This window comes from Acinetobacter sp. YH16053, from assembly GCF_013417035.1.
GTDB lineage: Bacteria > Pseudomonadota > Gammaproteobacteria > Pseudomonadales > Moraxellaceae > Acinetobacter > Acinetobacter towneri.
In genome coordinates this window covers 17,337-33,497 of record NZ_VPEP01000012.1, presented here as the reverse complement: position 1 = coordinate 33,497, position 16,161 = coordinate 17,337, and the positions used below count along the sequence as shown (strand labels likewise).

Genomic DNA, 16,161 nt, shown 5'->3' with positions numbered 1-16,161 from the left:
GGATTGGCACACAAAAAAATCTCTACGGAGATTTTTTTGTGCTTTAAAAAAGTCAAAAACGGTTTTCCCTATGGAAAGTAATATTTATCTACAAAAAGACGTTTGGAGCTTTGCCAAAACAAGGTAATAATGTGCAGTTACATTTTAGCTGTATTGATTGAACCTTATGTCGCATATTTCTGTATTACTTCATGAAACTGTTGATGCCGTGTTGGCAGATCGCAATACAGGAATTTATGTCGATGCCACCTTTGGACGCGGTGGACACACGCGTTTGTTGTTATCCAAATTGGATGCGCAGGCACGAGTCTATGCCTTTGATAAAGATCCACAAGCTTTGGCCGTGGCAGCAGAATTGGCGCAGCAAGATTCGCGCTTTCAGATTATTCATGCCAGTTTTGCCGATATGCAGCAAGCGTTGAATGATTTGGGCGTCACTCAGGTCGATGGTGTGATGGCCGATTTAGGCGTGTCGTCACCACAGCTAGATCAGGCAGAACGCGGTTTTAGCTTTATGAAAGATGGCCCGCTTGATATGCGTATGGACAACTCACAAGGCCCGACTGCGGCAGAATGGCTGGTGGATATTGAAGAAGAAGCCTTAGCCAATGTGATTTTTCAATATGGTGAAGAGCGTTATAGCCGCCGTATTGCCAAAGCCATTAAACAGGCGGGTTATATTGAAACTACCGCACAATTGGCTGAAATTGTAAAAGTTGCCCATCCGAAGTGGGAAAAAAACAAACACGCTGCAACACGTACTTTTCAGGCAATTCGTATTGCGATTAATAAAGAATTAGAAGATATTGAAAACTTCTTGCCGCAAGCCGTTGAGGTGTTAAAACCCGAAGGTCGTTTGGCGGTAATTAGCTTCCATTCTTTGGAAGATCGTTTAATTAAACAGTTTATTCAAAAAGAATCGAGCCTGCCTGAAGATTCGGGTTGGGGCTTGCCACAACAGCAACAAGATACACGTCGATTGAAAAAAATATCACGTGTGCGTGCCAGTGATGAAGAAGTCAAAGCCAATCCACGCTCACGCAGCGCATGGCTACGTGTTGCAGAACGATTAGCTTGAAAAGGCCAATAATGAAAACTGAAACCGTTGAAAAAAATCAATCTCAAGTGCGACTGAAAAAAATGGTCGCCTATTTTATTTTATTGGCGCTGGTATTTATCAGCGCGATTATGGTGGTGTTTCAAGTGTTTGAATATCGCCATGATTATCGTGAGCTGAGTTCTTATATGCGCGAGCGAGATGACTTAAATGCCGAATGGGGGCGTTTGTTAATTGAACAGCAGACCTTTGGTGCAACTGCACAAATTGGCACCCGTGCGGTGACGCAACTGCGTATGTATTCACCGCCCGCACCGCAAACTGTGGTGATTTCTTTGCCTACAACCTCAGAACAACAATAAGGCGAGTTGCACATGGTCGATACGCGTAAAAAGCAAACCCGAAAGAAACAGCAATCGGTAACTGGAAAAAATGCCATTCATGTAGAAATGTGGCGTTTTTACTTAATGTGGGCTGTGGTACTGCTGGTGTTCGTGGCACTGGTGGGACGTGCTTTTTATGTGCAAATTGTGAACCATGACTTTTTACAAAACAAAGCCAATGCCAATATTTTAAGAACAGAAAAGCTCAAAGCTATGCGCGGGGTGATTTATGATCGCCACGGTGTGCCTTTGGCAATTAGTACCCCTGTAATGAAAGTGGTGATTGATCCACGTGATTATTTTGACAATAAAAAACTGTTTGAAGAAATTACAGCCGAGTTGGAAAAAAAACCGACCAGTCGTAAATTGCAGCGTCAATTGCCAGATAAAAACTTGAATTTAGATGAACTTGCCGATGCAGTTGGGATGGATCGCCAAGAACTGAAAAATAAAATGAACGAGCGTCCGCGTTCACGTTATTTGGTTTTACAAAAAGAAGTGCCGCCGCAACAGGCAGAGCTGATTCTAAAACGTAATTTCCAAGGGGTATATACCGAGAAAAACTATAAGCGTTATTACCCGCAGCCACAGCCGAATGCACAAATTATTGGTTTGACCAATAGTGAAGGCACAGGCATTGAAGGCTTGGAAATGCAGCTAAATACCCGCTTGGCAGGCGTGGATGGCGAACAGCAAATCGTGCGCGATAAAAAGGGTAACCGTGTCAAAGACCCAGAAGTGGTGAGAGAGGTTGAACCGGGCGAAAATATTACCCTGAGTATCGACTCACGTTTGCAATACATTATGTATCGTGAATTGACTGCAGCAGGGGTGGCAAATAATGCCCGTTCAGCCACAGCAATTGCGGTAGATGTGAAAACGGGTGAAATTTTGGCGATGACCAGTTGGCCGTCGTATAACCCGAATGACAAAAAAAGTTTGTCCAATAAAGATGCCATGCGTAACCGTGGTGCGGTGGATTCTTTTGAACCGGGTTCGACCATGAAGCCTATGACGGTGGCAATGGCACTGGAAAGTGGCAAATATTCACCGAATACCGTGGTCAATTTAAGTGGTGGTTCAATGCGGGTGGGTAATCACACCATTCGTGATACCCACAATTATGGCTCACTGACTTTGGCGGGAATTATCCAAAAATCGTCAAACGTGGGTGTGGCGAAAATTGCTTTATCTTTACCGTATGCAACCTTACCGACTTTTTATAAGCGTTTAGGGTTTGGTGCGCGTTCTGCAGTGAAATTTCCGGGTGAAAGTGCAGGTTTAATTTTGCCGCCAAGCAAGTGGAATGTGTCGGAAGTGGCGACCATGTCCTATGGTTATGGTTTGAACGCCACTGTGCTGCAATTGGCAGATGCCTATGCCATGCTTGCCAATAAAGGCGTAAAAATGCCGCTGAGTTTATACAAATTAGAAGAACAGCCTAAAGGCGAACAAATTGTTGATGCTAAAATTGCCGATCAAGTTCTACTGATGATGGAAGCCGTAACGTTACCTGGTGGTACGGCACGTCAAGCCAATATTCCAGGCTATCGGGTTGCAGGTAAAACGGGAACAGCGCATAAACTTCGTGCAGACCGCAAAGGCTATTCACAGACTGAATATCGTGCCTTGTTTGCTGGGGTTGCGCCAGTCAGTGATCCGCGTTTAGCCATGGTTGTCGTGGTGGAAAATCCAACAGGACAGTATTATGGTGGTTTGGTGGCAGCGCCTGTATTTGCCCGTGTGATGCAAGAATCTTTACGTTTAATGAACGTACCTTTAGATAAACCTTTAGAAACTCCCAACATCCAATAACAGGTGACGCATGTCTATCAGCTTTCAACATATTTATCGCAGTTCTCGCGTTGCAGATTGGATGACACAAGACTTTCAGGGCTTTCAACTTGACAGCCGCCATGTAACAGCAGGACAAATTTTTATTGCCCTGACCAGTTTGTCGCAGCCTGAAAAAACCGCACAATTTGCGCAAGCAGCTTTAGATCAAGGTGCTTTGGCGGTGATTTCGGAAACTGAATTGGCAGTTGCCAATAATTTGGTGGTGCCAGATGTGCGTCAGCGCATGGGGCAGTGGCAAAAACAATATTTACAAGCACGACAGCCTGTACCTTTGGCACGTGTGCTTGCAGTCACGGGTACCAATGGTAAAACCACCATTTCCCGCTTAATTGCTGAATTGTTGATGTTGCAAGCTCAACGCTGTGCAGTCATGGGCACCACAGGCAACGGAATTTTGCCCAATTTGGAAGCTTCAACACATACCACTTTAGATGCCTTGCAACTGCAAAATGCTTTATACAGCTATGCACAACAAGGGGCAAAATTTGCCGCAATTGAAGCCAGTTCACATGGCTTGGAGCAAGGGCGCTTAAATGGCTGCGATATTGAAATTGCGGTATATAGCAACCTGAGCCGTGATCATTTGGATTATCACGGTACTTTAGAGGCGTATGCTGCAGCCAAAGCCATGCTGTTTCAGTTTGCCAGTTTAAAAGTTGCAATTGTCAATTTAGATGATGAATATGCTGGGATCATGTTGCAAGCGGCGCAACAGAACCCTGCGCAACCGAAAATTTTGACTTATTCCACGCAGCAAGCGGCAGACTATCAAGTACAGCAGATTGAATACAGTCTGAATGGTGTACGTTTCCATCTACAAACTGCTACGGCAGAATATGTGGTGCAAAGTCCGTTGCTCGGACATTTTAATGTTGAAAACTTGGTCGCGAGTTTAATCGCAGCAGAGCAAGCAGGTTTTGCATTACAGGATTTAATACACACGACTGCACAACTTAAAGGCGCACCGGGGCGTATGCAAGTGTTGCGTGATGCAGAGCGTTTATTTGTGGTGGATTATGCACACACGCCAGATGCCCTAATTCAAGTGTTGCAAACCTTAAAACGCCATGTTAGCGCACAGCTTTGGGCGGTGTTTGGCTGCGGTGGAGATCGGGATCGTGGTAAACGCCCACTGATGACTCAAGCGGCATTGGACTATGCCAATGTTGTGCTTTTGACTTCTGATAACCCGCGTACAGAAGATCCTTTGCAAATTTTTGCCGATATGCAGGCAGGTGTAGATTTATCAGTAGCACAAACGCATGAAATTCATGATCGCCGTGAAGCGATTAAATATGCAGTCAAACATGCACAGTCAGGCGATATTGTCTTGATTGCAGGCAAAGGTCATGAAAACTATCAAGAAATAGATGGGGTAAGACACTGGTTTGACGATGTGGTTGAAGTGCAATCTGCGATAGATGCACAGCATTGTTCACCTTCTGCTTATCCTGCGCAATAAGGAATTTGTATGCACACTTCCACCACCAGTACCGCAATTTTAGAACCTTGGACTGCCGAACAACTCAAACAGGCAACACAGGGTTATTGGTTCAATGGGCAAGCACCGCAAGGCGAGATTAAACGTATTTTAACCGATTCACGTCATGCCGAAGCAGGCGATGCCTTTTTGGCTTTAAAAGGTGAGCGTTTTGATGCGCATGATTTTGTGGCACAAGTGGCGACTCAGGGCTGTTCTATGGCAATTGTCAGCCAGCCTGTAGACGCAGATATTTGCCAATTGGTCGTGCCTGATACCCGTTTAGCTTTAGGACACTTGGGCGCATTTCGTCGTCAGCAACATCCTCAATTAAAAGTGATTGCGTTAACAGGCAGTAGCGGTAAAACCACCACTAAAGAAATGCTCGGTAGTATTTTGTCACGTTTGGCACCGACTTTAATTACCCGTGGCAACCTGAATAATGACTTGGGTGTGCCGATGATGTTATTGGAGTTGAATGCTAGCCATCAATATGCAGTGATGGAATTGGGCGCCAGTCATCAAGGTGAAATCGATTACACCTCAAACTTGGTGCAGCCGCAGGTGGCAGGCATTATCAATATTGGTACTGCGCATTTGGGTGAGTTTGGTGGGCGTGATGGTATTTGTCGGGCCAAGTCTGAAATTTATGCACATATTGCCTCGCAAGGTACAGCGATTGTCCCTGCTGCCGATGATTTTGCCGAACAGATTCAGCAAGCGGTTCAGTCGGAACAGCGTCTAAGTTTTGGTGAAGGCGGTGATGTGTTTGCGACAGACATTCAGTTGCAGCCACAATCAGCACGTTTTTGTTTAAATACCGCACAAGGTGTGCGTCAGATTCACTTGCCATTCGCGGGTGAACACAATGTTCAGAATGCTACGGCTGCTGCCGCTTTTGCACTGGCAATTGGCGTAAGTTTAGATGATATTGTCGCAGGCTTAGAACAGGCTCAGGGGGCAAAAGGTCGTTTGAACTTTATTCAGCAAGGCACCCATTTATTCATTGATGACACCTATAATGCCAATCCAACCTCTATGCGTGCTGCAGGCGAAGTTCTTGCGCAGCAAACAGGCGTGCGAGTTATGGTAATTGGTGATATTGGTGAACTGGGCAACAGTGCAGCACAACAGCACTATATGTTGGGGCGTGACTTGGTGTCTATTCGTGGCATCAACTTTGTGGTGGCGGTCGGTGAATTTGCACCTGCGACCCAAGAAGGTGCGCGTAGTACCCAATATGGAAAAAAATTACAGGCTTTTGTCACTCAAGAACAAGCCTTGCCGTTTTTAATTGATCTGGTAAAAACACATCAACCTCAGTCCATGAGTTTCCTATTTAAAGGTTCTCGTTATACCCATATGGAAACGTTGATGGCTGCATTGATGGAGAAAATTTAAATGCTGTTATGGTTATTTGAACAGCTGGCGGGCTATAACAGCTCGTTTCAGGTGGTTCGTTATTTAACATTACGTTCATTACTGAGTGTATTGACTGCGCTTGGCATCGGTTTGGTGCTAGGCCCTGTGATGATTCGTAAATTACAAGCATTAAAATACGGTCAGGCAGTCAGCTCTTATGCACCTGAAGGGCATGCCAAAAAAATGGGTACGCCAACCATGGGCGGGGTATTAATCCTGCTTTCCATTGGTATTTCGACCCTATTATGGGCAGATTTATCTAACCCTTACGTCTGGATTGTACTGGCGGTCATGGTCATTTTTGGCGCTGTAGGCTGGGCAGATGACTGGATTAAAATTCGCTACAAAGACAATGCGGGTTTGCCTGCGCGTAAAAAATTCTTCTGGACTTCGGTAGCATCATTGGGTGCGGGTATTGCGTTGTATGTGATTGCAACCCAACAGCCAAATCCTGCACAAACCGCAGATATGCTGGATGTGTTGATTCCATTTTTTAAAGATTTCAGCATTCCATTGTCGTTGATTCCACTCGGTATTGGCTTCATTATCTTTACCTATTTGGTAATTAACGGTGCCTCAAATGCGGTGAACCTAACTGATGGTTTAGATGGCTTGGCAATTATGCCAATCGTGTTGGTTGCGGCAGGTTTGGGCGTCTTTGCCTACTTGGCGGGGGATGTTCGTTTTGCTGATTATTTGCATATCCCTTATGTGAAATATGCGTCTGAGTTGGTGGTAATCTGTGCCGCGATGATTGGAGCAGGCTTAGCCTTCCTGTGGTATAACGCGCATCCTGCACAAGTCTTTATGGGCGATGTCGGCGCATTGTCTTTGGGGGCAATGCTGGGTACGATTGCCGTGATGGTACGTCAGGAAATCGTGTTTGCGATTATGGGTGGGGTGTTTGTAGTTGAAGCAATTTCGGTATTTCTGCAAATTGGTTCACTACGTATGCGCAATAAACGGGTATTCTTAATGGCGCCGTTGCATCACCACTATGAAAAGAAAGGCTGGCGTGAAACTCAAGTGGTGATTCGTTTCTGGATTATCACAATTATGCTGGTGGTTTTAGGTTTAATGACTTTAAAATTACGTTAAGCCTATCCAACCGAAAATTTTAAAAGTCGGCACTCGCCGACTTTTTTATGTGGTTCACTCTGGAGAAAATGATGAATTTGCTGATGTGTCCTGTGTGTCGTCAGGTATTGCAACTGCATGATCGAACGTGGCGTTGTGCCAGCAATCACAGCTATGATGTTGCGAAACAAGGCTACGTCAATTTGCATGTGGTGCAGCATAAGCACAGTAAAAATCCGGGGGATACACCTGCTTCGGTGCAGGCACGTCGTGCATTTTTAAGTGCAGGGCATTATGCGCCCTTGCAACAGGCAGTGGTGCAAAAAATTCGCACCTTACGCATCGAAAATTTGTTGGATATTGGCTGTGGTGAAGGCTATTACACCGCTGCCATGCAAGGCGAAGTGTTGCAGTGTGTCGGGGTGGATATTGCCAAGAATGCCGTACAAGTGGCGGCGAAACTGAATCCCGCAGTGACTTGGGTGGTGGGGACAGGGGCAACTTTGCCTGTTTTAGAACATTGTATTGATTTATGTGCCAGCTTGTTTAGCCCAATTCCACAACAGGAAATTTTGCGGGTTTTAAAACCACAAGGCTATTTGTTGGTAGTAACGCCTGCGCCTGAGCATTTATTGGCGATGCGTCAAGCTTTGTTTGAAGAAGTGAAGCCGCATGAACCTGAAAAATTTATCGCTCAATTGCAAGATGACTTTGATTTAGTCGATGCTAGCGTGGTGGAAACGCCGTTACAGCTCAATCAAAACGATTTAATTCATTTAATTGCTATGACACCTTATGCCTATAAAGCTAAAGCAGAGCGCCGTCAGGCATTGGAACAGCAAACCGAGTTTGACGTGACAGCACAGCATCAAATTTATCTGTTTCAGAAAAAGTAAGTTTGAATAGCCCATAAAAAAAGCCCTCATCTTTGCGTAAGAGGGCTTTTTTCTGACTGCTTATCTGCGGTTATAAGACTTCATCAATTAAGTTTTCTAATGCATCGGGAGCAGGTTTGGCTGCATTGGGTTTAGCAGGGTTGTTGCTTGGCGCTTGCATGGCAGGCGGTGCAGCATTGTCAGGAATTAACACTTCCTCGCCTGGTAAGTCGTCAAAATCTCGCTCAGGCGCACGTGCTGGCGCAACAGGTGCAGGTCGATACAGTGGACGTGCCAATGGCGGTGAAGCACGATAATCCTGCTTCTGTTCTGCATTCATTTGATTGAGTTCACGTTGTGGCGCTTTGGCTTTGCTGTCTAAACTGACCCATGCTTCAGGTGTGCCTTTAAGTGCATTGCCCATAAAGTCTGTCCAAATTGGCAGCGCTGCAACCCCCCCATATTCACGACGTCCTAAAGTTGTTGGTTGGTCAAAGCCCACCCAAGCCACAGTCACCAGTTTGCCGTTGAAACCTGCGAACCAAGCGTCTTTTGCATCGTTGGTGGTTCCTGTTTTACCGCCAATATCACCACGACCAATTCTGAGCGCAGCACGTCCAGTACCATGTTGAATTACGTCACGTAAAATATTGGACATATCATACGCCGAGCTAGATTTTAAAATACGTTGTGCCTGTTTGTACTGACTACGCTCTGCCAATAATTGTGGATCCTGTTCAGCTTGTGCCAGTTTTTTATTGGTCACTTCAATCACTTCATCATCTGGCGTGGTGGTTTCGGCACTTTCCAGCGTTTGTTCTTTGGCGTTAATACAAGCAATACAGGCATATTCAGGATTAGCTTGATAAATCACTTTGCCATAAGCATCTTCAATACGGTTAATGAAGTGCGGTTGAATACGGTAACCCCCGTTGGCAAAAGTGGCATAGCCCGTGGCCATTTGAATAGGAAGAACTTGTGGCGTACCCAATGCAATGGTGTAGTTACGCGGAATCTGATCTTCCTGCAAACCAAAATCCATGAATAGTTGGCGGGTACGCTCAATACCGACTTCTTGTAATAAGCGTACCGAAACCGTGTTACGAGATAAATAGAGAGCACGACGTAACGGAATCATGCCTAAATGGCGACCATCGGAGTTACGTGGTGACCATTTACCAATGGTGATTGGACTGTCATTGACCATGGTGTGTGGCGTCATACCACGCTCTAAAGCCAGAGCATACACAAAAGGTTTGATGGTGGAACCCGGTTGACGCCAACCTTGTAAAGTACGGTTGAACTTAGATTGATAGAAGTTGTATCCACCGACCAACGCTTCAATGGCGCCATTATTCGGGTTAATTGCGACCAATTGACCTTGCACTTTCGGTACTTGTACCAATGACCAAGCGGTTTTATTTTCATTTGGACGTAAACGGACAATATCTTTGACTTTTACAATCTGTGCCGCACGACTTGGCGCATTGCCTACACTGTTGGCATTGCGATAGGGGCGCGCCCAAGACATACCTGACCATGGTACAGTAACTGTTGTGCCATCTTGCATTAACGCTTCAAAAGAATTATTCAGCACTTTGCTGACTTGCGCAGGGTAGGTGTTGGCATAAGCACGAAACTCATTCAGCGGTTTGTCGTGTGCCTCTGCACCACGCCAGCCGTGGCGACGGTCATAGGCTTCTAAGCCTTCTTGTACCGCCTGTTCTGCATACATCTGACGTTTGCTGTCTACCGTGGTGTAAACTTTATAGCCCGAATCAACCGCTTGTTCGCCAAATTTACTAACCAGTTCAGCACGCACCATTTCACCAATATACGGATGTTTATTGCTGATGCTGCGGTCTGGCATATCTAAATTAATGGGTTCAGCAATGGCTTTTTGGTATTCATTTTGGTTGATATAGCCCAGTTGCAGCATACGCCCCAAAATCCAGTTACGACGTTCTAAAGCACGCTCAGGATTCACCACTGGATTGTAGCGTGAAGGTGCTTTAGGTAAGCCTGCAATCATCGCCATTTGTGCAATTGTCAGCTCTTCTAAGCTTTTGTTGTAATAAATTTTGGCAGCTGCCGCGATGCCATAGGCATTTTTACCCAAAAAGATTTTATTGACGTATAAAGTCAAAATTTCTTCTTTGCTCAGGTTCTGTTCAATTTTACGTGCTAAAAAGATTTCGGTGAGTTTACGCTTTAAAGTACGATCAGGGCTGAGATAATAGTTTTTTGCCACTTGCATAGTAATGGTCGAGCCGCCAGTTTGCACATTGGAGCCTGTTACCGCCTCGCTCACCGCGCGCCCCAAGCCTTTGAAGCTAATCCCACTGTGTTCAAAAAAAGCAGAATCTTCGGCTGCTAAGAACGCAAAAATAAATTTTTCAGGAATATGTTCATAATCGACAGGCACAGAAAGCTTGCCGCCATACTCGGCAATTAGCTCATTATCGGCACTATAAACCTGCAATGGTTTTAATAATGGCGCTTTTTTTAAGGTGGTCATTTCTGGCAAAGATGGGGCAATATAGAGATACATGCCATAGAAACCCATCGGTATTGCGACCAAAATTATAATTATGATCAAAAAAAATGGATGAACACGACCCGAACAAGATAGCTTTTTCATAACAAGTGCGTTTTAATAAGCGCTAATAGCAAACTAATTGCTGGTCAGTATAGCGAGTAGATTTACGGATTGTTAGATGAATTATTGTATCCGTAAAAAATTATAGACCAGCGCGGATTAGTAGGTTAAATTTTTTTGGGGATAAAAAAATAATAGGAATGGTACTATTGTGCGTAGGTTATATCGTAAGCCAAGTAAGGGGTTAATAGGTGTAGATATTAGTTCTACTTCTGTTAAGTTATTAGAACTCTCTGTTAAGAATGGTAGATACTGGGTCGAGAGCTATGCGCTGGTCCCACTTCCAGAAGGCAGTGTGGTTGAAAAAAACATTCTCAATCCAGAAGCAGTCGGGGATGCGCTTGAACGTGCATTGAACTTAGCAAACACGCAATCTACATCTGCAGCATTAGCAATTCCAACCTCAATGGTGATTACCAAAATCATTGAAATGGATGCAGATATGACCAGCGATGAGCGTGAAGTTCAAATTCGTATGGACGCCGAGCAATATATTCCATTCCCATTAGATGAAGTCAGCCTAGACTTTGAAGTCCAACCAGACCGTTTAGCCAATCCAAACCGAGTCAATGTGTTACTGGTTGCAACACGTTTAGAAAACGTAGAAGCACGAGTAGAAGCATTGGAGTTGGGCGGCTTGACAGCCAAAATTGCCGATGTCGAAAGTTTTGCCATCGAAAATGCCTTTAAAGTGTTCTCCGATACCCTGCCAATGGGTGTGAACACCATTGGTATTTTGGATATTGGTCATACCATGACCACCTTGTCGGTACTGCAAAATAACAAAATTATTTATACCCGCGAGCAAACCTTTGGCGGTAAGCAGCTGACACAAGAAATTCAAAACCGTTATGGTTTGTCGTATGAAGAAGCAGGACGTGCGAAAAAAAGCCGTACTTTGCCAGATGACTACGATGTAGAGGTGCTCGAACCGTTCTTAGAAGCGGTGGTGCAACAAGCGGCACGTTCATTGCAGTTCTTTTTCTCATCTTCACAATTTAACGAAATTGATCACATTTTATTGGCAGGGGGGAATGCCAATATTCCAGGTCTTGCGAAGTTGTTGCAGCAAAAACTGGGCTACCGTGTGACCATTGCCAATCCATTCTTGCAAATGGGCTTCTCTCCACAAATCGACATTAAAAGAATTGAAAGTGATGCGCCGTCATTGATGGTGGCATGTGGTTTAGCAATGAGGAGTTTTGATTAATGGCAAAGATTAACTTACTCCCTTGGCGCGATGAGCTAAGAGAAAAACGTAAAAAAGAATTTATTGTATTTTGTATTGCAGCGGCTGCTGTTGGGGTGTTATTGGTGGCTTTGGCGTGGTTCTTCTACAACGCGAAGTTACAAGATCAAGAACAAGCCAATCAATTGGTGATCAGTACCAACCAAAACCTAGATGTACAATTAAAATCTTTGGAAGGCTTGCAAGAACAGCGTAATGCTATTGTTGAGCGCATGAAGCTTATTCAGGGCTTACAAAGTCAGCGTCCAATTGCCGTGCGTTTGGTGGATGAATTGGTGCGTGTGACACCAAGCAATATGTACTTAACCAAAGTGAGCCGTACAGGCAACAAATTCACTTTTGAAGGCAAGGCTGAAAGTCCAAATACTGTGGCTGAATTCTTGCGTAATTTGGAAGCATCGCCGTGGTATCGCAATGCATTTATGAATTCATTCTTAGCCAAAGAAGAAAATAAAGATAAAGCACCAAGCTCTGTGGTTCCTCGTGTAGAGGAAAGTTACGGTACTTTTGTAGTAACTTCAGATTTAGAAGAAATTGCAATTCCAGTAACACCAACAGAATCTAATTCAACATCAGCAGCGGGGGCAGCACAATGAGTCTCGATGAATTTGATGAAGTAAATCAGGATGCTGCTGTTGCTCCGAAAAAGAAAATGACAGTTGAAAAGTTTTTTCAACAGTTCAATACCCTAGATCCTAACAATTATGGTGCTTGGCCACTTTCGGTCAAAATTACCTGCTGGATTTTTATTATTTTCCTGATTCTAGCTTTAGGTTACTTTGTCGTAATCAAGCCAAAGTTAGATGCCATTGCAGCAGCGCATGCACAAGAACAGAATTTATTAAACGAGTTCCGTGAAAAAGATTCTAAATTGCGTAATTTGCAGCAATATCAAGCGCAATTACAAGAAATGGAAGCGAACTTTAACCAACAACTTGAACAATTGCCAAAAGAAACTGAAATTCCAGGTTTAGTTGAAGATATTAACGTCACAGGCGTGAATTCAGGTTTGAAGTTTAAAAACATTCGTTTAGAGAACGAAATTAAACAAGAGTTCTTTATTGAACAGCCAATTTCAATTGAAGCGACAGGCGATTATCATGCCTTTGGTTCATTCGTAAGCGGTACAGCAGCATTGCCACGTATTGTGACCATGCACGACTTTGAAATTGTGGCGACTGAAAATAAAGACAAGAAAACCGATATTCCGCAAGTAACCTATAAAGCGCAAGCAAAAACTTATCGTTATGTAGGCAGTGCAGATGCGCAAACTACAATGGAAAGCAGTGCAACCGATACTGCTGCGAATAGCGAGAAGAGTAATAAAAGAGTAAATAATACTGCGAAAAGGGGTAAAAAATGAAAATTGAAAAGCTTTCGTTAGCCCTGTTGGCAACTGTATTAATGGTTGGTTGTGATTCACGGATTGATGCAGTCAATGCACAAATGGCTGAAATTCGTAATCAGCCACCACTACCCATTGAACCTGCACCTGTGTTTGAGCCTGCACCAACCTTTAACTATGCAGCACACCAGCTCAAAAGCCCATTTATGCCAAGTTCATTGGCGGCAGAGCTTAAAATTATGGCAGGGAAGCGCGTTTATCCGAACCTTGCTCGCCAGCTACAACCACTGGAAAATTACGCACTTGAGTCACTGACCATGAAAGGCAGTATGCGTCAAAATGGTCAAATTTTGGCATTGATTCAAACACCTGATGGTGAAATTGAGCGTATCCAGCGTGGTAGCTATATGGGGGTAAATCATGGTCGTGTGGTGAATATTACACCTACACAAATTGATTTAATCGAAATTATTCCAGATGGTCGTGAAGGTTATGTAGAACGTCCAAGAAGTTTAGTTTTAATTGGGCCTGCGCCATAAATTAAAGGAATAAAAATGAATAACAGTGTGAAAGATTTTATTTTTGGGGATGGTAATACAATGAACAATTTGTTCCGTCAGTTTTCAATGGGCGCAGTCGCAATGGCAGTGATGCAAGTTGCCAATGCCCAAGTCAGCATTACCAACATCGTACCCATGCAAATTCCGGGACAGGGCACCGAAATTCGTGTCATGTTTAATGGTTTGCCACCTCAACCTGCAGCATATCAGCTGGAACAACCTTCCCGCTTGATTTTAGATTTTGATAAAGCGCAACAAACGCTGAAACAAAACAGCGTTGCAGTCGCGACCAAAGAAGCCAGCTCTGTAGAGGTAAGCTCAGATGCACAGCGTTCACGTTTAACTGTGAACTTGGCCGATGCGGGCGCATTTACCACGCGTGTTGAAGGCAACACCTTTATTTTAAAAATCAACTCAACAACGGCAACCCCTGTGGCTGCCGTGACTGCCCAACGTAGTGCGCAAGGTGTATCCAATATTGGTTTCCAGCGTGGCGGTGAAGGCGAAGGTCAGGTGGTGATTGATCTACTCGGTAGCAATACGCCTGTAGATGTGCAGCAGCAAGGCAGCAAAATTGTGGTGCGTACTTTAGGCAATAAAGTACCAACACATTTGGCACGCCGTTTAAATGTAAATGACTTTGCAACACCTGTGTCGACCATTGATGCACATAATGATGGCAGCAATGGCGTGATTACCATTCAAGCTGCAGGCAGCTATGAATATATGGCATATCAGGCAGAAGACAAGCTAACCATCAGCTTAAAACGCCCTGTCGATAAAAACCCGTTTAAACCGCGTGCAGCGCAAAGCTATACAGGCAAAAAGATTTCACTGGATTTCCAAGACATCGAAGTGCGTCGTGTATTGCAGTTATTGGCTGATTTCACAGGCATTAACATGGTGGCAGCAGACACTGTGCAAGGCAACATTACCTTACGTTTAAAAGATGTACCTTGGGATCAGGCTTTAGATATTATCCTGAAAACCAAAAACTTAGATAAGCGTCGTAATGGCAACGTGATTTGGATTGCACCTGTTTCTGAATTGATTAAAGCCGAAGAAGAAGAAGCCAAAGCGATTGCGCAAAGTGTGAAACTGGCGCCACTACAAACTGAATATATTCAATTGAACTATGCCAAAGCGGCAGATATTGAAAAACTAATTACGCAAGGCAAGAATGCATCACGTGGTGGTTCAAATACCAATACAGGTACTGATCCATTAGGCGATAGCGTTGGTAGCTTGCTAAGCCCACGCGGGACTGTTTCAGTAGATCCACGGACCAATACCTTAATCATTAACGATACATCAGCAAAAATTGATCAGATTCGTCAAATGATTGATTTGCTAGATGTGTCTGTGAAGCAAGTGATGATTGAAGCACGTATTGTTCGTGCAACCACAGATTTCACCAAAGAAATGGGGGTGAAGTGGGGCATCTTGTCACAAGGGATTACCAATAATAACCACTTGTTGGTGGGTGGTAGCGATACGACTTTGTGGAACTTGCGTGAACCAGAAAAAGATAGTGATACGGGTGGTTGGAAGTACGAAATTGAACGTCCACAAAACCTGAATGTCGATTTGGGTGTGACCAGTGCTGGTGCTAGCCGTATTGCATTTGGTTTAATCAGCTTGTCTGACTTTATGCTAGATTTGGAATTGTCTGCATTACAAGCAGATGGTTACGGTGAAGTGATTTCGACACCAAAAGTTCTGACTGCAGATAAGCAAAATGCCAAAGTGGCATCGGGTACGCAAATTCCGTATCAATCTTCTGAGGGTGGGGGTGTCAATGCAGTATCTACCACAGAATTCATTGATGCGACTTTAAGTTTGGATGTGACCCCAAGTATCACGCCTGATGGTAAAGTCCAAATGCAACTAAATATCACCAGTGACTCACCAGGTTTACCAACACCAACAGGTCAGCTCACCATTAACAAAAACGCCGTGAATACCAATGTTCTGGTAGATAATGGTGAAACTGTGGTCTTGGGTGGTATTTTTGAACAACAAACGGCTAACTCACAAACCAAGGTTCCATTCTTGGGCGATATTCCTTATATCGGACGTTTATTCCGGAAAGATGTTAAGTCGGAAAACAAACGTGAGTTGCTGATTTTTGTTACACCACGAATTGTTAATGACAGTGTTTCAAGAAATCATTAATATATTTTCAATTTAAACAAAA

At 44.2% G+C, this 16,161-nt stretch carries 13 protein-coding genes; 12 read left to right on the top strand and 1 reads right to left on the bottom strand.

The features are described from left to right. Positions 1-166: 166 nt before the first annotated feature. The 7 genes from rsmH (at position 167) to FTV43_RS09955 (ending at position 8,172) form a co-directional block, all read left to right on the top strand. A complete protein-coding gene (gene rsmH / locus FTV43_RS09985; protein WP_004974437.1) occupies positions 167-1,078 on the top strand; it encodes a 16S rRNA (cytosine(1402)-N(4))-methyltransferase RsmH in 912 nt (303 codons plus the stop codon). 8 nt (positions 1,079-1,086) lie between these two features. Further along, a complete protein-coding gene (gene ftsL / locus FTV43_RS09980; protein WP_171287420.1) occupies positions 1,087-1,419 on the top strand; it encodes a cell division protein FtsL in 333 nt (110 codons plus the stop codon). Between the two features lie 12 nt (positions 1,420-1,431). Further along, positions 1,432-3,255 (top strand): penicillin-binding protein PBP3, encoded by a 1,824-nt coding sequence (gene ftsI, locus FTV43_RS09975; RefSeq protein ID WP_179995403.1) that lies wholly within the window; start codon positions 1,432-1,434, stop codon positions 3,253-3,255. Between the two features lie 10 nt (positions 3,256-3,265). Continuing rightward, complete coding sequence (locus FTV43_RS09970; protein WP_179995402.1) at positions 3,266-4,759, top strand: UDP-N-acetylmuramoyl-L-alanyl-D-glutamate--2,6-diaminopimelate ligase; 1,494 nt, start codon at positions 3,266-3,268, stop codon at positions 4,757-4,759. 9 nt (positions 4,760-4,768) lie between these two features. Beyond that, a complete protein-coding gene (murF, locus tag FTV43_RS09965) occupies positions 4,769-6,178 on the top strand; it encodes a UDP-N-acetylmuramoyl-tripeptide--D-alanyl-D-alanine ligase (RefSeq protein ID WP_179995401.1) in 1,410 nt (469 codons plus the stop codon). Beyond that, positions 6,179-7,297, top strand: a complete 1,119-nt coding sequence (mraY, locus tag FTV43_RS09960; RefSeq protein ID WP_019836136.1) for a phospho-N-acetylmuramoyl-pentapeptide-transferase — start codon at positions 6,179-6,181, stop codon at positions 7,295-7,297. A gap of 71 nt (positions 7,298-7,368) precedes the next feature. Then, entirely contained in the window at positions 7,369-8,172 is an 804-nt protein-coding gene (locus FTV43_RS09955) for a putative RNA methyltransferase (protein WP_179995400.1), read from the top strand. Positions 8,173-8,242: 70 nt separating this feature from the next. On the opposite strand, the gene ponA is transcribed toward FTV43_RS09955, so the two are convergent. Next, on the bottom strand, positions 8,243-10,792 hold the full coding sequence (gene ponA / locus FTV43_RS09950) for a penicillin-binding protein PBP1a (RefSeq protein ID WP_179995399.1): 2,550 nt from the start codon (positions 10,790-10,792) through the stop codon (positions 8,243-8,245). 169 nt (positions 10,793-10,961) lie between these two features. Between ponA and FTV43_RS09945 the strand changes: the two genes are divergently transcribed. Genes FTV43_RS09945 through FTV43_RS09925 form a run of 5 tightly spaced genes read left to right on the top strand, consistent with a single transcriptional unit; the run spans position 10,962 to position 16,139 of the window. Continuing rightward, a complete protein-coding gene (locus tag FTV43_RS09945) occupies positions 10,962-12,020 on the top strand; it encodes a pilus assembly protein PilM (RefSeq protein ID WP_004974460.1) in 1,059 nt (352 codons plus the stop codon). Beyond that, positions 12,020-12,655, top strand: a complete 636-nt coding sequence (locus tag FTV43_RS09940; protein WP_004974461.1) for a PilN domain-containing protein — start codon at positions 12,020-12,022, stop codon at positions 12,653-12,655. The genes FTV43_RS09945 and FTV43_RS09940 overlap by 1 nt, the downstream gene beginning before the upstream one ends. Continuing rightward, the gene (locus FTV43_RS09935; RefSeq protein WP_179995398.1) at positions 12,652-13,422 is read left to right on the top strand and encodes a type 4a pilus biogenesis protein PilO; all 771 of its coding nucleotides are present in this window, start codon (positions 12,652-12,654) and stop codon (positions 13,420-13,422) included. The genes FTV43_RS09940 and FTV43_RS09935 overlap by 4 nt, the downstream gene beginning before the upstream one ends. After that, positions 13,419-13,943, top strand: a complete 525-nt coding sequence (locus tag FTV43_RS09930) for a pilus assembly protein PilP (RefSeq protein WP_104852650.1) — start codon at positions 13,419-13,421, stop codon at positions 13,941-13,943. The genes FTV43_RS09935 and FTV43_RS09930 overlap by 4 nt, the downstream gene beginning before the upstream one ends. A gap of 60 nt (positions 13,944-14,003) precedes the next feature. Beyond that, positions 14,004-16,139, top strand: a complete 2,136-nt coding sequence (locus FTV43_RS09925; protein WP_179995411.1) for a type IV pilus secretin PilQ — start codon at positions 14,004-14,006, stop codon at positions 16,137-16,139. Positions 16,140-16,161: the final 22 nt, after the last annotated feature.